The organism is Thermostichus sp. MS-CIW-40 (assembly GCF_054058315.1).
This window is the reverse complement of the sequence record NZ_JBSSAC010000001.1, coordinates 89,550-107,446: the sequence shown is the minus strand read 5'-3', so window position 1 is coordinate 107,446 and position 17,897 is coordinate 89,550. Positions and strand designations below refer to the sequence as shown.

The following is a 17,897-nucleotide window of genomic DNA, read 5'->3' as shown; positions in this document are numbered from 1 at the left end:
TCTCACCCTCAAATGATGAACAGCTTTTTGTCTCGGGCCGGCCCTGGTGGGAACGCTGCCGTTCCCATTCCTTTCGCCCTTCTGCTGGAAGACTGTTACAGAAGCTAACCTCCCTTGGGAACTGTTGGCAACGCCCAGGTAGGCACTCTTATACTCCAGATAATTGATACTTATCTGGAGTATTGTCTCCACAGACGTTCCCATGAGCAGGACGAAGCCCTTACCACTTCCTCTCCTGGAAAACCCCTCAGAACCGGCAATCCAGGACAAGCTGCTCCTCAGGAGGAAGCCTCGCCTTGGCCCGGTGCAGGGTTGGATCCATCCAAATCGGACGATGGCCCAGACAGATCCAGAGGATTAAAGCGGTTCATGGCTGTCCTCAGTCCCTCTTGCCAGCAGCACTCCACGGCCTCTACCGCCGTATTCAACACCCGCTCCAGCACCTCTTGTTCTGCAGGCGCAAATCCCCCCAACACATGCCCGACCACATCTTGGCTGCCCTTGGGTTTGCCCACCCCCAAACGCAGCCGCGGAAACCCTTCGCTCCCCAAGTGCTGAATGATGGACTTCATGCCGTTGTGCCCACCGGCAGAACCGGATCCCCGCAGGCGCAGACGACCCAGCGGCAGATCCATATCGTCGTACACCACCAGCACAGAGGCGAGATCTAACTTGTACCAATCCAGCACCGCCCGCACCGATTGGCCGGAACGGTTCATGTAGGTTTCCGGCTTGAGCAAGCGCCGCTTCCCCCCCAGAGCCAAACCTTCTCCGTAGCTACCTTGGAATCGCTTCTCCAAAACCAACGGGATCCCCCAGCGCTGCGCCAGCCGATCCACCACCATAAAGCCGCAATTGTGGCGGGTATTGGCGTATTGAGGGCCGGGATTGCCCAGGCCCACAACGAGCTGCAGGGAAATCTCATCGGTTCCCTTGGGCTTGACCTGGGTCACAACGTTTCTCGCCTCCTCGAGCTAAAGTAAGGCATCGCTGCTTGGAGTGGTGTTGGCGTGTTTTCGGGCTGCTGATCGCCCCGGAGGTTCGGATACCCAGCCGGCGGCAGGAGAACTCTTGGGGGCGAATGACTCCGCCATTGTTTATTGTGAACGCTTAATGTGAACGCTTCTGACCAACCCTGCTATGAGCCTGCCCACCCCCTTCGGTCTTCACCCCAGCACAACCGAATTCGATGCCTCGGATGCCCTGCGCCTCAGCCAGCGTCTGATTCAAGTGGGGATCGCCCTCTCCTCAGAAACGGATCTGCAGCGGCTGCTGGAGTTGATTGTTGCTCAAGCCCGAGAACTGACCCACTGTGATGGGGCCAGCCTTTTTGTCCGAGAGGGGGAGGAACTGCGCTTTTTCGTGGTCAACCGCCATGAGGAGCTGCGGGATCTGCGCCTGCCCCTCAGCCCTTCCAGCATTGTGGGCTATGTGGTGCTCACCGGGGAGAGCCTGAATCTGCCAGATGTCTACCGCCTGCCCGCCGACCGGCCCTATGCCTTTAACCCACAGGTGGATCGGCAGACCGGCTATCGCACCCGCTCCTTGCTCACTGTGCCCATGCGGGATCCCTCAGGAAAGATCCTCGGCGCCCTACAACTGTTGAACCGCCTAAAGCCGGATCACCCCACCCCCCTAGCTCCTGACCAGGTGGCTGAGTGGAGCCAACCTTTTTCTGAGCTGGAAGTTAGCGTGGCAGAAGCCTTGGCCTCCCAGGCGGCGGTTGCCTATCAAAACGTCCAATTGCGGGAAGAGCTCAAATCTGCCCACTTCGAGACCATCTTCTGTCTGTCTGTGGCCGTAGAATACCGGGATCAAGATACCTCTTTTCACCTGAAGCGGATGAGCAACTACTCTCGCATCATCGCCAAGCACTTGGGCCTATCCAGCCATGAGCAAGAGCTGATCTTCTACGCCAGTCCTATGCACGATGTGGGCAAAATCGGGATCCCGGATGCCATCTTGCAAAAGCCGGGGCGTCTGACCCCAGAAGAGCGGCAGATCATGAACCGCCACCCTGAGATTGGCTACGAAATTCTCAGCAAGTCCGACTCCGAGCTGATGCAAAAGAGCGCCATCATCGCTCTGACCCACCACGAGAAGTTCGACGGCAGTGGGTATCCGCGCGGCCTCAAAGGAGAAGGGATCCCTCTAGAGGGACGGATTGTGGCCTTGGCCGATGTCTTCGACGCCTTGGCCAGCCGTCGCCCCTACAAAGAAGCCTGGGCTTTGAATGAGGTCTTTCAGTTTGTAGAAGACAACAGCGGCAGCCATTTCGATCCGCAAGTGGTGGCCGCCTTTAACCGAGGACGCAGCGAAATTCTGGAAATCTACCACCGCTATCCAGAAACCCGCTAAATCCAGCTCCAGATCAATCAGGGATCCAAGATACCAACCCAGAACATTCAGCTCCAAAGGGATTCATCCCCGCAAACTGCAAAGAAGGGATCCCAGGCCATCCTTCCCGCACAATTCTGCAAAATCCTATGGGCAGGAGATGGGATCCCAGGGCAAACTGAAGGTGGTCGATTTTCTGCAGGAATCACCCCATCAAAGGCCGATTTAGGGCCGACTTTTTGTGTTGCTCTACACATTAGCATCCAACCCATCTGTACCCAACGTGTGCCGAGGATCCCTGTGATGGCTACCCTGACAAATCGACCCACTCCTACCCTATCGATCAACACCAAGCTGCGCGATTTGGCCTTGGTGGAGTTTCAGGTGAGCGAGTCCACCCCTTGTGAGAACGTGGTGCGCCGCCTAGAAGATGACAGCAGCCTTTCAGGAGTCATCGTGCTGGACGAGCGGTCACAGGTGCGGGGAATGTTGACCCGCCGCGCCATTCTGGAGTGGATGCTTAGCAAGCCCTACGGCCTGGATGTGTTTTTGAAGCGGCCCATCAGCTCCATGGTAGAGTTCCATAGCCGGGATTTTCTCTTGCTCCCCGGCGACTGCGATGTCATCCAAGCAGCCGACCGAGCTTTCCAACGGCCCGAAGAGACCATCTATGACCCAGTGGTGGTTCAACTGGGATCCCAGGACTACCGCCTTCTCGATGTGCCGGTGTTGTTGGTGGCCCAGGCCCAGGTGCATCTGGCCACCCAGCGCAAGCTACAGGAGCAGCAGGAAGAGATGAAAAGGATCTTGGCAGAGCTGGAGCAGGAAAAAAACCGCAGCCTCCAGTATGCCCGGGATCTGGAGCGACAAAAAGCCGAGATCCTCAACCAAAACCTGGCCTTAGACATGGAACGTCGCCGGGCCCAACAGCGCTCCGAGGAGTTGGCTCGCCTTAACGCCCGCATCATTGAAATCAGTTCTGTGCTCTCTGAGAGAGGCAAATCCACCTTTGCCGCTACCTTTGAAGGCGTGGAAGCCGTACGCGGCCTAGTTCAGGAAATTGCCGACAACAGCCAGGAGTTGTCGCGGGAGCTCAAGGAGATCAACACCATCGTGGATTTGATCGTGGAGGTGGCAGGATACATTCGCCTGCTCTCCTTTAACGCGGCTGTAGAGGCCAACCGCAGCGGTGGTGCCGGTGGCTTTGGAGCCATTGCCCAGGAGATCCGCAAATTGGCCGGGCGAACCACTGAAGCCAGCAACCGCATTCGCGGCCTAGCAGAGCGTATCCAGCGCCAGAGCCAATCCACACTGCAATCGGCCCAGAGCAGCGCTGAGGTGGTGCAATCCCTTTACCAGCAGGCCCAGTCGGCCCAGTTGGCCCTGGAAGAGCTGCAAACCCTGTTGGAACAGGCCCAGATCTAGCCTCCCTTTTGGGTTTGAGATTCTTTTGGATCTGTCTGATCCCTAAGGTTGCCATGGTGGCTAGGGGTCAACTTTCCCCTCTCGAGTCTCATAAGTATAAAATTGCCCAGCCACGGCAAGGGTTTCAAAGTGGTAGGTGGGCAAGGAGATCCCCAGCGGGCCAAAGTTGAGCAACGACAAATCGGTGGTGTAGAGGCTGAAAAGGATAAAATTCTGCCGGCGGGTTTGGCGCATGAACAGAGCTTCTAGTTCGGGCTGGAGCTCTCGGACAAGGGCATGACATTCCTCAATCAAAGTGACCAAGAAAGACGGGATCTGAGCGCAGTATTCTCGCGTAGCGTAGGCAGCCAGTTGTTGCCCTGCATGGGTTCTGTACTGATACATTCACGCTGAACTCTCCTGAACATGGTTCAGGAAAGAAGCGATCGCATCCTGCCTATCTCTGTTCGCGTCAGCGGGACGGAGTCCAAACAGGAAGGCGGTATCCCGCAAAGCCCTGAGGAATACCCCCCGAGCGCTTTCCCCCTTCACTTCCCGGCAACCGTTGCGGTGGACTCAAGGATCAGGGGGAAACTTGGTCTACTATATCCCTCTCAATGACTTTTGCCAAACCGCCTAAAGCTCAGTAAATTCAGCAAAGTTCAGGGTTTTGGGGGTTAGAGGCATACTCTTCTAAGGTGGGATTGGTGATGGCCAAAGCAGCCACTCCTCCCGCCAAAACCAGCCCGGAAAGCAAGGAAAAGACCTTCAGCATCGCAGCCTCCGAAACCGAACTCTTTATTCTGCTATAGGCTTGAGCCACCTCAACAGGGATCTTTCGGCAGAAGCCAAAGGACTCCGTCCTGCCTCTGGCGGGGTTGTTGCTATGGACAAGGGATCGCAATGCTGTTGCAATGGGAACGGCCAGGAACTGCCCCACAGAAGGGCTCCATCCCTTGATTGAGTTGCCGGCCCACAGGTTAGGATGGGATCCGACGCGCAAACAGCTTGCTGCTCTCTATGGAACTTGCCGATCTAAGACGCACCCTAGAATCGCTCACCTTGCGCCTGAGCAACGCTCAGGACTATCTTTGACCTGCCCCACTTGGAGCAACAGATTGCCATCCTAGAGCAAGAAGCCTCGCAGCCGCAGTTTTGGAATGATGTAGAGGCAGCCCGCCGCCACCTGCAAAAGCTCAACAGCCTCAAGGCCTCCTGGGATCAGGTGCACCGCTGGAAGGATCGCCTGGAAGATGCCGCCAGCGCCCTCGAGCTGCTCCAAGAAGAGCCCGATCCAGAACTCCTAGCCGAGACAGCAGGATCCCTGGCAGCGGTGGAGCGGGAGTTGGGCCAGTGGGAGCTACAGCAACTGCTCTCCGGCCCCTACGACAAAAACGGTGCCATCCTCACCATCACCGCCGGTGCAGGGGGAACCGACGCCCAGGACTGGGCGGAAATGCTCCTGAAAATGTACACCCGCTGGGCCGAAAACCAGGGCTACAAGGTCAGCCTCTCGGAATACTCCGAAGGTGCCGAAGCCGGCATCAAGTCCGCCACCCTGCTGATCGAAGGCCCCTACGCCTATGGTTATCTCTCTGCCGAGAAGGGTAACCACCGGATGGAGCGCATCAGCCCCTTCAACGCCAACGGCAAACGGCAAACCAGCTTCGCCGGCGTAGAGGTGATGCCGATCCTGGAAGAGGAAAGCGAGTATGAGCTGAAGATGGAAGATCTGGAGTTCGAGACCTCCCGCTCGGGTGGAGCAGGTGGCCAAAACGTGAACAAAGTGGAAACAGCAGTGCGGGTGATCCACAAGCCCACCGGCATTGCCGTGCGCTGTACCGAAGAGCGCTCCCAACTGCAAAACAAAGAGCGGGCCATCCAGATCTTGAAGGCCAAGCTGATCGAGATGGAAGAAGAAAAACGCAGACAAAAGCTGGCCGAGATTCGCGGCGAGATGGTGACTCAGGGCTTTGGGGGGCGTATTCGCACCTACACCTTCGATCCCTACAAGCTGATCAAAGATCATCGCACCAACGCCGAAACCTACAATGTCGAGGCCTTTATGAACGGCGAGCCGGAGGAGCTGATGCACTTTATCCAGGCCTATCTGCGGCAGGAATACGCCAAACAACAGGCCGCCGCAGTCTAGGGCCGGCTGTAGCGCTCCCACACCGCCTGCATGAGGGCAGCCCGCTCCTGGGCTGAGAGCTGGGTCAAGGTCAGGGGATCCCCTTCCTGGAAAAACTCCCCTACCCCCCATCCCACGGCCCGGGGAGAGGCGGTTTTGGCTTGCAGGGATCCCGCCCAAGCCAACCCGTGCCAGGCGCCGATGGGAGTCTCCAGCGCCGAAGAAAAGACCAGATCCAGGCCGGGATGGCGGCTGAGATACTCCCGCAGCGCGATGCAGGAGCCCACCAAAGATGGCTTCACCACCAGGATCCCTTTCCATCCTGACCGATGGATCGCTTGCAACTGCTCCAGGCAGGCCACCGATTCATCCAAAGCAACGGGGGTTTGGTACTGGCGGCTGAGCTCCACCAAATGGGCGTGCTGATCCGGCGGCAGAGGCTGCTCCAAAAACTCAATCTTGACCGGCGAGGCCTGGTTGAGCCGATCACAAACCATCAGCCACCGGTGGGCCTCCGCAAGCCCTAGTCCCCCATTGGCATCCAAACGCAGATGGGATCCTGGTGGCAACCGCTCCAGCCATTGCTCCAGCTTCTCCAACTCCTGCTGCATGGGATCCCTCCCCACCTTGAGCTTGTACACCGACCGCGTGAGTGGGACGGAGTCCTTGTAGGAGTCCTTGTAAGATTCCGGCGGCAGGGTCTCCCCCAAAAGTTCACAGAAAGAGAGTAGAGAGAGATCCTTGTTCAACCAATCGGGATCCCGACAGGCCAGCCAAGCGCCTTCCAACCCAAACCGGCAGGCCGGCAGTGCTTCTGGGATCCCCAAAATATACGCCTCCGACAAAAGAGGGGGCAACTGCCGACAAAACGCCAGAGCCTGCTCTAAGGTCTCGCTGCCAAACCAAGGGATGGGAGCAATTTCCCCATATCCCTGACAGCCTGTCTCCCGATCTGTAAGTCGGATCAGGATCCCTTCCCGGATAGACCACAGGCCGTGGTGGGTGCGCAGGGGCTGCCGAAGGGGGCGCCGATACAGGCAGAACGCAAAGCCTAGCACCTTTTTCTCCGCTTCCAAGGATCCTCAGAGTGAGGAGCTACAAGTAGAGCATCTCAAAGATTAGAGAAATGTTGCAAGCGAGATAGCGGGACTGATGTTCTTGCTGTAGCTGAAACTACAGAATTGAGTTGAAGACATAGCGTATCTTCCTGCCCTAAGAAGTGCTTCCTTACGTATGATTAAGGAAAAAAGCAGCAGATTCTGAATAGAGCATCACTTTTCCCAATAAACCTGTGCCACTGAGGAATCGCGGGTTCGGGTTTGGGTGGTAAATCCAGATTGAGTTGCCTGCACAGCTAAAACTTAGGAGTCGATGATGAGTACAGCCATTCCCGAAATCACCAAAAAGCTTTTGGAAGCCAAAGCTGAAAGGGGATTAACTTTTGCTGACTTGGAAGAGAAAATAGGCCGGGATGAGGTGTGGATTGCAGCGGTCTTCTATCGTCAGGCCAGTGCTTCCGCAGAAGAAGCAAACAAAATTGCCGAAATCTTAGGCTTGGACGCCGCTGTCGCTAAACAATTGACCGAATGCCCACTGAAAGGCTTAGGGCCAGTGGTGCCGACGGATCCCTTAATTTACCGCTTTTACGAGATTGTTCAAGTTTACGGCATGCCAATCAAAGCCGTGATTCATGAAAAGTTTGGCGATGGAATCATGAGCGCTATTGACTTCACCCTAGACATAGAAAAGGAAGAGGATCCTAAAGGAGATCGTGTTAAGGTGATTATGTCTGGTAAGTTCCTGCCCTATAAAAAGTGGTAGCAGTTAAAACATCGGCTCTGCTTCTGCCAAGGCCGCTTCCGGCCCCACCAGAGCGATGGCCGAGTTGGTCAGGTAGGTTTTCGCAGCTTGATGGAGCTGCTCTGGGGTGAGCTCCTTGACCCTTTGCAAATACTGCTGGTCGAACTCCATGCCCAAACCCAAAATCTCGTACCAGCCCACCAGTTGGGCCACCTGGGCATTGGTTTGTTTGCTGAGGGCGTATTGGCCCAGAAGTTTGCGCTGCGCCATTTCCACCTCTGCCAGGTCGAGCGGATTGGCCTGCAGACGGTGGATTTCTGCTTGTAGGCGTTCCAGAGCCACCTGGGTGTTCTCTGCTGCAGTGCCCATGTAAACCCCAAAAGGGGCGGGGTCCCGGCGGGCGGCAAAAAAAGCCGAGACCTCATAGGCCAGGCCACAGCGCTCCCGCAGTTCCACAAACAGACGGCTGGATAGACCGCTCCCCAAGTAGGTGGCCAACAGTTTCAGGGCCGGATAATCCGCAGAAGCAGCAGGGGATCCGCGAAACCCAATCAAGATTGTTGTCTGCTGAGTGGGCTGGGGCAACCTCAGCAGTTGGGGATCCCTCAGAGGGGGTAGGGGAACATCCCGATCCTCTGGAGAGGGGCCAGGAACAACCCAGTCCCCCAAAGCCGCTTCCACCTGGGCAGCCATTTGCTCCGGCGGCTCTGGGCCGATCACCACCATCACCATTCCATTTGGACGACAGTAGGCCGCGTGATAGGCTACCAAATCCTCGCGGGTCAGGGATCCCACCGTTTCCAGCCGTCCCAACCCCGGCAGGGCGTAGGGATGATCCCCATAGAGGGCCTGTCGCACCTGATCGAAAGCCAGGCTGAAAGGCCGTTCCTGCTGGGCGCGAATGGCTTGCAGCATCAACCCCTGCTCTCGCGCCACCTCCTCTTCAGGAAAACTGGGATCCCGCAGCGTCTCCGCAAGCAAATCCAGCAACTCCGGGAAATCGGCAGCCACACAGCGCAGGCTCACCTCGAAATAGTCGGCAGAACTGTCCACCGATAGCGAGGCTCCCAGCGATTCCACCGCAGCAGCAATGGCCTGGGAGTTGCGCCGATGCGTACCTTTGGTGAGGACAGCCGCCATCAAGTGGCTCACCCCCGCCTGTTGCGGCCGCTCTGCCCGGCTACCACCGCGGAAAAAACAGTGGGCAGCTAAGATCTCCACCGTTGGGTTCTGGCCCAGCAACAGCGTGATGCCATTGGCCAAAAGGACGCGCTGTAAACGGCCACGTTGGGTGGCAAGCAGAGCAGAGTTCATGCAGGCAAGGGATCCCGTCCAAAATCCGAAAATCAAGAGTCCGGAGCGCCAAGGCGGCGCTTAACGGCAAGCCAGTTGCAGCTCCGAAGCCGCCGCTGTACCCAGGGCAGTCGGCTTGAGAACGGTGACCACATAGGCCTCCAAAGACAAGTACTGCTGGGCCAATTCCCGGATCTGAGCAGGAGTAAAGGATTGCACCAGCTCCAGGTACTCTTGAATGCGTTGCACCCCGCCCAACGTCTCGTAGTAGCCATAGATGCCCGCCAATTGGCTGGGGGACTCGGCGGAGAACAGGAACTCATGGGTGAGCATACGCCGGGTGCGATCCAACTCCGCTTGGCCGATGCCATCCTGCTGCAGCTTTTCAACCTCGTGCAGGATCGTCGCCTCCACCCGCGCCACATCCTTCGGCTCCAGCTGAGCCCCAATACAAAACAGTCCCCCCTCCTTCAGCACCAGCGAAGAACAGCCAATGGCCCTCACCCAGCCCCGCTGTTCCCGCAGCAGATGCACCAGCCGCGAAGTACGGCCATCTCCCAGCAGAGAAGCCAACATCTCCAGGCCACAGGCTTGTTGCCAATCGTCAATGCCAACGGTAGGCCAGGCCAATTTCAGGCGGGCTTGCTCCAAGCGGGCATGGTCGCTCTCCCGGCGCAGGATCCCTTGGGGACGAGGCTGGGGCGGAATGGGGGGGCTGACCGGTGCTGGCCCGGCGGCAGGGCCGCCAAACTGCTCCTCCACCAAGGCCAACGCCTGCTCAGGATCGATGCCACCCGTCACCACCACCGTCATGGATTCAGGCCGATACCAAGCGCGGTGGTAAGCGCGCATCACCTCAGGGGTCAGTTGCATCAAGCTTTCCGGTGTGCCCAACACCGGTCGTCCATAGGGATGCTCCCCATAGGCGGTCTGCATCAAAAGCTGATAGGCCGTGTAATCAGGGTTGTCGGCGGCGCGGCGAATTTCCTCCAGAACCACCTGCCGCTCCCGCTCAAACTCTGGATCCGGGATCCCGGCCCGCAAAACCACCTCTGCCAAGTAGGGCAAGGTATCCGCTAGGTCAGCAGCAGCCACCGTAATGTAGTAATGGGTGTAGTCTTGGCCGGTGGCAGCATTGGTAACTCCGCCCCGTCCTTCGACGGCCCAATCCAGCTCACCAGGGGCCAGCCGCTCGCTGCCCTTAAACACCATGTGTTCCAAAAAATGGGATAGGCCCAGCCACTCCGGCGGCTCATGGCGTCCACCTGTCCGTACCCAGACGTCAACGGTTACAGAATCGGCAATGGGGATGGGATGAAGGATAACGCCCAGCCCGTTGCTCAGTCGGTGGGTGTAGGCGGGCAAGAGACGAGGAAAGCGGTTCAAAATTCTTAATTGATGGAGAACAGTCTTAATTGTAGATGGAGAGGGTCTCCCGGAAATAGTATCTGAGACTACTTTTCTTGGTCTTCTCTCCCCGGCTTGCGGAGGCAAAACGCTCCGCCCCTTTTGGGGAACCTTTTGTGGAAGAGGAAGAACCTAGGCGCCTTGGGCCGCCCCCTGTCCACCCATCTCCCCAACTAAGGCTCTTGATGGAAATCCGGGGATCCCTGCCAAGCCAGACTGGGGGATCCCTCTCCGGCCAGATTGTCCTCCACCTGAAATCCAGGGGGCCATTCTTCGCTATCGCGCACCCGCTGCACCACCTCTTGGGGCAGCACGACCCCCAACTGCCGGGCAGCCATGGCCACCACATCCCCCCGGTCGATCAAGCCAGCAATGGCGCCGGTGGGCGTGAAAACCAAAATGCGGCGGGGTTCTGCCTGGCGCATCATCTGAATTACCTGGGGAATGGGGGTCTCTTCTCGTACCCCCTGCAGTTGCTCCATCGGCTTGAGAATAGCCTTGAGGGTGAGGCGATCCCACTGGCTGCGCTCGATGTCGTTGAGCAATTCTGGCCTGACCAGCCCACGGTAGCGGCCATCTTCCTCAGCAAAATAAACGTCCGCCGGCTGAGTTGGAGCTTCCGGCCTGAGAGAAGAAGGCACCAGATAGCGATCCACAAACTCCCGCAGGCTCATGTTCGCGTCCAAAACCCGAAACTGGCGGGTCATCACATCTGCAGCTTTCAGGCGGGCCAGCACCTGCTGCAGTTGCGCGTACTGGCTGTAGCGGCGGGCGGTGTTCAAAATAAACAGGCCGATCAACCCCACCCAGAGGCCGTTGAGGCTCCCCCAAAATACCACCAGCAGACCTAGCCCCACCAAACCCCAGCCCACCCCCTGGCCGGCTCGGGCCGCCCACAGCATACCCTTTTGCCGATCCCCTGTCCAACCCCAGATGGCCGCCTTGAGCATTTGCCCCCCATCCAGAGGCAGGCCCGGCAGCAGGTTAAACAGGGCAATCGTCAGGTTGATGGCAGCCAAGCTGGTGAGGGTTGAGGCCAGCATCGACTCCGGCACAGCCCAAGCCCGGGCCACGCTGAAGAAAACAAACAGACCCAAGCTGAGGAGAGGGCCTGCCACCGCCACGCAAAAAGCCCCAAGGGGGCGGGGAACTTCCCGCTCAATCGCCGCCATACCCCCAAAAATAAATAGGGTTATCGAGTTAACCCGTACCCCATAGGCGCGGGCCACCAAGCTGTGGGCCAACTCATGGGCCAGCAGAGAAAGAAACAACCCCATCGCCGTCAACACCCCGTAGGAGAGCACCAGCAGGAGGGCCGCCGGGAACCAGGTGTAGTCGATGAAAAAGGGGATCCCCCACAAGCTACCGATGCGCAGGCGACTGGTCATGACGATACAACTCCTTACACAGCTCTCACTGGGGAGAAGGCCCAGGAAGGTGCCGTTGAAGACGACAAGCAGCCCCTTAACTTGGGATCCCTCTTCTCCACTGTAGCCCTTCTGCCGGGCCTTCCGTTCCCTTGCGGCTCCCCCGGCAGACAGCGGGCCTGCCCTATCCCTAGAGGCTCTTAAAGATCTTCTCAGAGCACAACACTACCTACAACACCAGACCCCCGAAGATTGTGATAACGTGGTTGGACATTGAGTCGGCGGGGTTGCCAACCGGCGCTCAAGAGTCGGAACTACCGAGCTTTGCAGAAGAGGTGTGACTATGGTGTGGACTTCGTCCCACTCAGGCGAACAGAGCGAAGAAGTGCAGGGACTTGATCCCGCCCAGACGATGGGAGCCGCGCCTCCAGGCGAGTTTCCGGCCACAGCCCCAGCGGCCAGCCCGGTGTTCTACCGCACCTACAGCCGTCGCCGCCCAGATGGCAGCCGCGAGACTTGGAGCGAGGTTTGCGATCGCACCTTGGCCGATATTGCCCGGTTGGGGCGCTTCACCCCTCAGGAGCGGCAGTTGGTAGAACGTCTGCAGCGGCAGTTGAAGGCGTTGATCTCCGGTCGAGCCTTGTGGGTGATGGGCACCGACTGGATCCAGAAGCCGGAAAACTTCTCCGGTGCCTACAACTGCACCAGTTTGGCGGTGGTGGACTGGCGGGCCTTTGGCCTGATGATGGATCTGGCCATGATGGGCTGCGGCACGGGAGCGGTGCTGGAACCCCAGTTCATCCGCCAGTTGCCCCCCATTGTCAACCGCCTGCGGGTTCACGTGAAGGGATCCATCGGCACCACCCCTCCCGAAGAGCGGCAGGAGCACACCCGCATCCAACGGCAGGGATCCCAGGTGCACATCCAGGTGGGGGACAGCCGCCGCGGCTGGGTGGAGTCCTACCAAGCGCTGCTGGAGCTGGCGTCGGATCCCAGCTTTGGGGGCCAGGTGGAAGTGACAGTGGACTTGAGCGATGTCCGCCCGGCTGGGGAGCGGCTGAAAGGGTTTGGGGGCGTAGCCAACCCCATTAAGCTGCCCGGCTTGTACGAGCGCTGTGCCGCCATCCTCAACAGGGCGGTAGGTCGGCAACTGAACTCGGTGGAGTGCTGTTTGCTCATCGACGAGGCGGCGGTGGTGGTGGTGGCGGGAAACATTCGTCGTAGCGCTGGCATTCGTCAGTTTGCTGCCGACGACCAGCTGGGATCCACCGCCAAAGACAACCTCTGGCAGCAGGACGAAAACGGCAACTGGAGAATTGACCCCGAGCGAGATGCCCTGCGCATGGCCAACCACACGCGGGTGTTTCACCGCAAGCCGACGCGGGAAGAATGTGTTGAGGCCGTGCGGAAGCAGTTTTACTCAGGCGAGGGGGCCATCCAGTGGGCCGGGGAAGCCGTAGCACGGGCCAATTGCGACCTTATCCCACCCGACCTAAAACCCGACTTTCTCAAAGCCTATGAGGCAGGAACGGCCCGAGAATGGCTAAAGGGACGGGATCCCTCCCTAGGGGAAGAGGAACTTCAGGATCGCCTGTGGCGCTATGGGCTGAATCCCTGCGTGACAGCCGATACCTGGGTGCACACGGGCGATGGGCCGCGCCAGGTGAGAGACCTGATTGGGAAGCAGCACAGCACCTATGTCAATGGAGAACTATTCAGTACCACACCGGAGGGGTTCTTCTACTCCGGTACCAAGCCTGTGCTGAAGCTTTTGACCAAGGAAGGGTTCTCTCTGCGGCTGACAGGCAACCATCGGGTTCTCAAAGTCACCGCTCAAACCCAAAAGGCACAATACACCGAGTGGGTACCGGCAGAAAGCCTACAACCGGGCGACCGCATCCTGCTGCACAACCATCGCGATCTCACCCCGTGGGATGGGGCGGGTACCTGGGAAGAAGGCTGGCTTTTGGGGAATTTGCTGGGTGACGGTAGCCTTACGGCAACCCCGTGGAACGACACGGCTTTATTACGCTATTGGCAAGATACCCAAGCCGAAATGAGCCAGTATGCGATTCAGCTTTTGCAAACGGCAGTGGGTTACGAGCCCCGCCAGCCAGAGGCATATCACTATGCGCAGCTTGGGTTGCGGGTTATCGGCTCCAGGGGGTTGGCAAAACTGGCGGCCCAGTTCGGCATGAGGCCCGGACAAAAGCAGATGACAGAGGCGCTCGAAGCCACCAGCTTCCAGTTTCATCGAGGCTTCTTGTGCGGGCTCTTTGATGCGGATGGCAGCGTGCAAGGTAATCAGGAGAAAGGGGTTAGCGTGCGGCTCTCTCAAAGCCATCTGGGTACCCTCAAAGCGGTTCAGCGCATGCTGGCGCGGCTGGGCATCATTGCGGTTTTGTATGAGAATCGCCGTCCTGCTGGATATCGCCTGCTGCCGAACAGTGCTCGCCAACCTGCACCATACGCTTGCAAAGCCCAGCACGAATTGGTTATTGCCAACGACAACTTGCATCTGTTCCAGGAATGGGTCGGCTTTCGGGAACCGCACAAAGCCCAAAAGCTAGAGGCACTGCTGAATGGCTACAAGCGCCAGCTCAACCGAGAGCGGTTTGCTGTGACGGTTGCTGCCCTTGAGGCAGACGGGGTAGAGCCGGTGTATGACTGTACTGTCCCCGGCCCAGCGTGCTTTGATGCCAATGGGTTTGTTGTCCACAACTGTGGCGAGATTATTGGCCACACATTCCATTGCAACTTGGCCGAGATCCACCTCAACCGTTTGGATCCCCACAACCGGCAAGAGCAAGAGGAAGCCTTCACGGCGGGAGCCCTCACGGTGGCAGCCCTACTCCACCACCGCTTTGTGGAACCCCGCTTTCAGCGTTCGCGGGAATGGGATCCCATCGTCGGCGTCTCGTTCACAGGCCTGTTCGACTTTTGCGTCAAAGCCTTTGGGGTTGAATGGCTGCGCTGGTGGCAGGAAGGGAGACCCGATACCCCCATCGGGAAGGAATTCAAGCAGCAGGAGCGGGAATACCTCAGCCGCTGGAAGGAGATCGTCCACCGCGTGGTCTGGGACTACTGCGACCGCCACAGCCTGCGCCGCCCCAACCGCTGCACCACGGTTCAGCCCGCCGGCACCAAGTCGCTGCTCACCAACGCCTCTCCCGGCTGGCACCCGCCCAAAGCCCAACGCTACATCCGCCGCATCACCTTTGCCAAAAATGACCCGGTGGCGCTGGCCTGTCTGGACTATGGCTACTCGGTGGTACCTGCTCAGGCGGACAAAGATGAAAACGGGAACTTGCTCAACGACCCCTTTGATCCCCGCTGTACCGAATGGCTGGTGGAACTGCCTGTGGAAGTAGAATGGGCCAACCTGCCCGGTGCTGGCCAGATCGAGATCGAGCAATTCTCGGCCCTGGCCCAGTTTGACTTCTATATGCAGGTTCAGAAGTACTACACCACCCACAACACCTCCGCCACCATCGAGCTGCGGGAGGACGAGGTGGAAGCTCTGGGATCCCGTATCTACGAAGCCATCCGCGACGACGAGGGCTACATCAGCGCAGCGCTGCTGGCCCGCTTCGATGCCCCCTTCCCCCGCCTGCCTTTTGAGAAAATCGACAAGCCCACCTACGAACGACTGGTGGCCGAGGTCAAAAAGAGACGGCGGACAGATAACTTCTTCGCGGCCCTGGCCCGCTACGACCGCAACTTTACCTTGGCAGCAGAGGGACCGGCAGGGTGTGACGCTCTGGGGTGTCTGTTGCCAGATTCGGCGCCTCAGAGCTAGTTCCCCAAAAGGGTTCCCCCTGCTGCCGACCAACCCCATCGGATGCAAAGGCGCGACCGAGCTCCCTGCTGTGATACCTTTGTAGGGACTCCTCACAACCCCAGGGATCCCTTCTGCCCTTGGAATCGGCCCCATGCAAGACGAAAAAGACACGCTTCGCCAACAGCTTCTCACCCTGCAAAGCGAGGCCCTCGCCCAAGTGGAACAAGCTGACGGTCTGGAGGCTCTGGAACAGATCCGCATCGACTACCTGGGCAAGAAAGGTAAGCTCTCCAAAATCTTGGGGGGAATGGGGAAGCTGCCCCCAGAAGAACGGCCTGCCATTGGCGCTTTGGCCAACACCTTTAAAGAGGCCCTCCAATCCAGTCTGGAGCAGCGCAAACAGGCCCTTGGTGAAGCTCAACTGCTGGCCCGCCTAGAAGCAGAGCGCCTGGATGTCACTATGCCCGGGCCCCGTCGGCCTCTGGGGCGGATCCATCCGCTGCAGGCCACCATCGACCGCATGCTCGATATCTTTGTGGGCATGGGCTACACCGTGGTGCATGGGCCTGAGCTCGAGACGGAGTACTACAACTTCGAGGCCCTCAACACCCCTGCCGACCATCCGGCGCGGGATATGCAGGATACCCTCTACCTGGCCAATGGCTATCTGATGCGTACCCAAACCTCCTCGGTGCAGGTGCGCTACATGGAGCAACACCAGCCGCCGCTACGCATTGTGCATGCCGGTCGGGTGATGCGCCGCGATACCGTGGATGCCACCCACTCCGCTGTGTTTCACCAGATGGAAATTTTGGCGGTGGGCGAGAACCTCACCTTTTCCGACCTGAAGGGCACCCTCAACACTTTCATCACCCGCCTATTGGGCAAGCGAGAAACCCGCTTTCGGCCCAGCTATTTTCCCTTCACCGAGCCTTCTGCTGAGATGGACGTGCGCTTTGGCTCGAAATGGCTGGAAATCTTCGGCTGCGGCATGGTGGATCCCAATGTATTTCAAGCGGTGGGCTACGACCCGGAGCGCTACACCGGATTTGCGGCAGGGATCGGCATTGAGCGGATGGCCATGCTCCTCCACGGCATTCAGGATATCCGCCTGTTTTATACCAGCGACCTGCGCTTTCTGTCTCAGTTTTAGGTGGCTATTGGGGGACGAAACCCTCACCCTCAGCCGTGCCAGACCTTCGAAAAAACCTCTGTCAGGAAAAGGTTTGCTTGTAGATCAACTGCAATTGTTCTAGCTCATCTTGGCGGGCAGCACGGCGCAGCAGGCGCATTTGCTCTTCGATGAGCTGGCGAGCCTCATTACGGCTAATCGGATCGAAGACCAACTCCTCCATGGCAGCAGGATCCCCGCTGTTATCCGGCGGCCTGAAGTAAACCCGAAAAAAGAGCCTTTGGGCGTAAAGGGTCGTGAAGAGAGCCTGATTTTCGCCGACCTGACACAGGCTGTAGAGCAGACCAAATGTGGGGTGATTCAGATACAACTCATTCATGCCCAATAGCGTATCACTCTTGGGGGAGAGGAGAGACTTTTCTTCCCGGTCGGTGCCAGAGAAAGTTCTGGAAATGATGTGGCTATGGCTCTTGAGACCAAGGGCTTAAATCACAAGTTCCGCCCAGCTCGATTTTGGCTGTTGCGACTGGATTCAACATTAGCAAACTAACAAGATTTTGGGTCAGGCTGTTACCGCCGCTGCTGTTCCTGCACCTTCCTCTTCGTGTCATTCAATTCGTTTTCCACCTCTAGCTGACGAAATTGCTCTTCCAATTCATCCCAAGCCTCGAAAGGTTTTCCCCAAGGGCTGAAATTCCGGTCCGGGTTGTCGATGCCTTTGGCTTGCGCGGCTCTTACCTCCTGCAGCTTAGCCTTCACTTCTTGGCGGCGCTGGCGAATCTGCGGCAGCAGGGCTTCCATTTGTTGGATTTTCTCCTTTTGGGCTTTCATTTGACCCCATAGCTGGCTGCCCCTCTCCAACAGCTCAGCCTCCCGGCGTCGCGCTCCTTCGGCCAGATCGGGGCGATTGGCCCGCTGCGCCTTCTCAATGCGAAAGTGCCAGGTTTTGATCTCCTCAGCCAAGTTGAGAATGCTTTTTTGGAGAGCTTCCTCTTGGGCGCGGCTTTCCTGCAACAGCCGCAGGGTATCCGATTCCTGCTGGCGCAACTGCTCATCGAGGGCTTGCAGCTCGATCTCGGGGTGGGCCCTGAGAAATTCTTCCAGGCGGGTTTCCAAAAACCGGATGATATCTTCGATCAGTTTCATGGACGGATCCTCTTCCCAAGCCCTCAGTTGCGTTTAGAGTAGCCCAAGCTGGGCCATCCTAGATAGGGTTATCCCATGCCCGTTTAAGACATTCCCTTC

General features: G+C 58.2%; 15 protein-coding genes. 6 read left to right on the top strand and 9 right to left on the bottom strand.

The genetic code is table 11. The features are described 5' to 3' along the window. Nucleotides 1-278: 278 nt before the first annotated feature. The gene (pth, locus tag ACVWXF_RS00495; protein WP_457473347.1) at nucleotides 279-953 is read right to left on the bottom strand and encodes an aminoacyl-tRNA hydrolase; all 675 of its coding nucleotides are present in this window, start codon (nucleotides 951-953) and stop codon (nucleotides 279-281) included. Nucleotides 954-1,140: 187 nt separating this feature from the next. Between pth and ACVWXF_RS00490 the strand changes: the two genes are divergently transcribed. Both ACVWXF_RS00490 and ACVWXF_RS00485 read left to right on the top strand, forming a co-directional pair. Beyond that, nucleotides 1,141-2,358 (top strand): HD domain-containing phosphohydrolase, encoded by a 1,218-nt coding sequence (locus tag ACVWXF_RS00490; RefSeq protein ID WP_457473346.1) that lies wholly within the window; start codon nucleotides 1,141-1,143, stop codon nucleotides 2,356-2,358. Nucleotides 2,359-2,640: 282 nt separating this feature from the next. Next, nucleotides 2,641-3,762 (top strand): methyl-accepting chemotaxis protein, encoded by a 1,122-nt coding sequence (locus ACVWXF_RS00485; RefSeq protein ID WP_457473345.1) that lies wholly within the window; start codon nucleotides 2,641-2,643, stop codon nucleotides 3,760-3,762. A gap of 60 nt (nucleotides 3,763-3,822) precedes the next feature. Here the strand turns inward: ACVWXF_RS00485 and ACVWXF_RS00480 are convergent, their stop codons facing one another. Beyond that, complete coding sequence (locus tag ACVWXF_RS00480) at nucleotides 3,823-4,146, bottom strand: DUF4359 domain-containing protein (protein ID WP_414419846.1); 324 nt, start codon at nucleotides 4,144-4,146, stop codon at nucleotides 3,823-3,825. A 247-nt stretch (nucleotides 4,147-4,393) separates the two neighbouring features. Continuing rightward, a complete protein-coding gene (locus tag ACVWXF_RS00475; protein WP_457473344.1) occupies nucleotides 4,394-4,516 on the bottom strand; it encodes a hypothetical protein in 123 nt (40 codons plus the stop codon). A 245-nt stretch (nucleotides 4,517-4,761) separates the two neighbouring features. Here ACVWXF_RS00475 and prfB point away from each other — a divergent pair. Next, nucleotides 4,762-5,893 (top strand): peptide chain release factor 2 gene (gene prfB / locus ACVWXF_RS00470; RefSeq protein ID WP_414406725.1). Its coding sequence is split into 2 segments (ribosomal slippage): nucleotides 4,762-4,833 and nucleotides 4,835-5,893, totalling 1,131 coding nucleotides; the frame shifts between segments, so codons are not numbered across the junction. Here prfB and ACVWXF_RS00465 read toward each other — a convergent pair. After that, the gene (locus ACVWXF_RS00465; protein WP_457473343.1) at nucleotides 5,890-6,930 is read right to left on the bottom strand and encodes an o-succinylbenzoate synthase; all 1,041 of its coding nucleotides are present in this window, start codon (nucleotides 6,928-6,930) and stop codon (nucleotides 5,890-5,892) included. The two genes, prfB and ACVWXF_RS00465, sit on opposite strands and share 4 nt — an antisense overlap. 316 nt (nucleotides 6,931-7,246) lie before the next feature. Between ACVWXF_RS00465 and cynS the strand changes: the two genes are divergently transcribed. After that, the gene (gene cynS, locus ACVWXF_RS00460) at nucleotides 7,247-7,693 is read left to right on the top strand and encodes a cyanase (protein ID WP_457384078.1); all 447 of its coding nucleotides are present in this window, start codon (nucleotides 7,247-7,249) and stop codon (nucleotides 7,691-7,693) included. A gap of 3 nt (nucleotides 7,694-7,696) precedes the next feature. On the opposite strand, the gene ACVWXF_RS00455 is transcribed toward cynS, so the two are convergent. The 3 genes from ACVWXF_RS00455 to ACVWXF_RS00445 all read right to left on the bottom strand — a co-directional run bounded on the left by ACVWXF_RS00455 (nucleotide 7,697) and on the right by ACVWXF_RS00445 (nucleotide 11,760). After that, the gene (locus tag ACVWXF_RS00455; RefSeq protein ID WP_457473342.1) at nucleotides 7,697-8,986 is read right to left on the bottom strand and encodes a M16 family metallopeptidase; all 1,290 of its coding nucleotides are present in this window, start codon (nucleotides 8,984-8,986) and stop codon (nucleotides 7,697-7,699) included. 60 nt (nucleotides 8,987-9,046) lie between these two features. After that, nucleotides 9,047-10,351, bottom strand: coding sequence for a M16 family metallopeptidase (locus ACVWXF_RS00450; RefSeq protein ID WP_457473341.1), 1,305 nt, complete (start codon nucleotides 10,349-10,351; stop codon nucleotides 9,047-9,049). A gap of 194 nt (nucleotides 10,352-10,545) precedes the next feature. Next, nucleotides 10,546-11,760: a site-2 protease family protein gene (locus tag ACVWXF_RS00445; RefSeq protein ID WP_414418684.1), complete on the bottom strand. Its 1,215-nt coding sequence runs from the start codon at nucleotides 11,758-11,760 to the stop codon at nucleotides 10,546-10,548. Between the two features lie 391 nt (nucleotides 11,761-12,151). Between ACVWXF_RS00445 and nrdJ the strand changes: the two genes are divergently transcribed. Then, complete coding sequence (gene nrdJ, locus ACVWXF_RS00440; RefSeq protein WP_457473410.1) at nucleotides 12,152-15,538, top strand: ribonucleoside-triphosphate reductase, adenosylcobalamin-dependent; 3,387 nt, start codon at nucleotides 12,152-12,154, stop codon at nucleotides 15,536-15,538. Nucleotides 15,539-15,671: 133 nt separating this feature from the next. Next, a complete protein-coding gene (pheS, locus tag ACVWXF_RS00435) occupies nucleotides 15,672-16,673 on the top strand; it encodes a phenylalanine--tRNA ligase subunit alpha (RefSeq protein ID WP_011432376.1) in 1,002 nt (333 codons plus the stop codon). A gap of 61 nt (nucleotides 16,674-16,734) precedes the next feature. Here pheS and ACVWXF_RS00430 read toward each other — a convergent pair whose 3' ends face one another. Continuing rightward, entirely contained in the window at nucleotides 16,735-17,031 is a 297-nt protein-coding gene (locus tag ACVWXF_RS00430) for a PipX family protein (protein WP_414407870.1), read from the bottom strand. Nucleotides 17,032-17,222: 191 nt separating this feature from the next. Further along, on the bottom strand, nucleotides 17,223-17,798 hold the full coding sequence (locus ACVWXF_RS00425) for a TIGR04376 family protein (protein ID WP_457473340.1): 576 nt from the start codon (nucleotides 17,796-17,798) through the stop codon (nucleotides 17,223-17,225). Nucleotides 17,799-17,897: the final 99 nt, after the last annotated feature.

Coding starts and splice junctions, on each gene's coding strand:
- pheS (WP_011432376.1), top strand. CDS start 15,672: ATGCAAGACGAAAAAGACACGCTTCGCCAACAGCTTCTCACCCTGCAA.
- ACVWXF_RS00485 (WP_457473345.1), top strand. CDS start 2,641: ATGGCTACCCTGACAAATCGACCCACTCCTACCCTATCGATCAACACC.
- cynS (WP_457384078.1), top strand. CDS start 7,247: ATGAGTACAGCCATTCCCGAAATCACCAAAAAGCTTTTGGAAGCCAAA.
- ACVWXF_RS00490 (WP_457473346.1), top strand. CDS start 1,141: ATGAGCCTGCCCACCCCCTTCGGTCTTCACCCCAGCACAACCGAATTC.
- ACVWXF_RS00480 (WP_414419846.1), bottom strand. CDS start 4,146: ATGTATCAGTACAGAACCCATGCAGGGCAACAACTGGCTGCCTACGCT.
- ACVWXF_RS00445 (WP_414418684.1), bottom strand. CDS start 11,760: ATGACCAGTCGCCTGCGCATCGGTAGCTTGTGGGGGATCCCCTTTTTC.
- ACVWXF_RS00430 (WP_414407870.1), bottom strand. CDS start 17,031: ATGAATGAGTTGTATCTGAATCACCCCACATTTGGTCTGCTCTACAGC.
- ACVWXF_RS00475 (WP_457473344.1), bottom strand. CDS start 4,516: ATGCTGAAGGTCTTTTCCTTGCTTTCCGGGCTGGTTTTGGCGGGAGGA.
- ACVWXF_RS00425 (WP_457473340.1), bottom strand. CDS start 17,798: ATGAAACTGATCGAAGATATCATCCGGTTTTTGGAAACCCGCCTGGAA.
- nrdJ (WP_457473410.1), top strand. CDS start 12,152: ATGGGAGCCGCGCCTCCAGGCGAGTTTCCGGCCACAGCCCCAGCGGCC.
- ACVWXF_RS00455 (WP_457473342.1), bottom strand. CDS start 8,986: ATGAACTCTGCTCTGCTTGCCACCCAACGTGGCCGTTTACAGCGCGTC.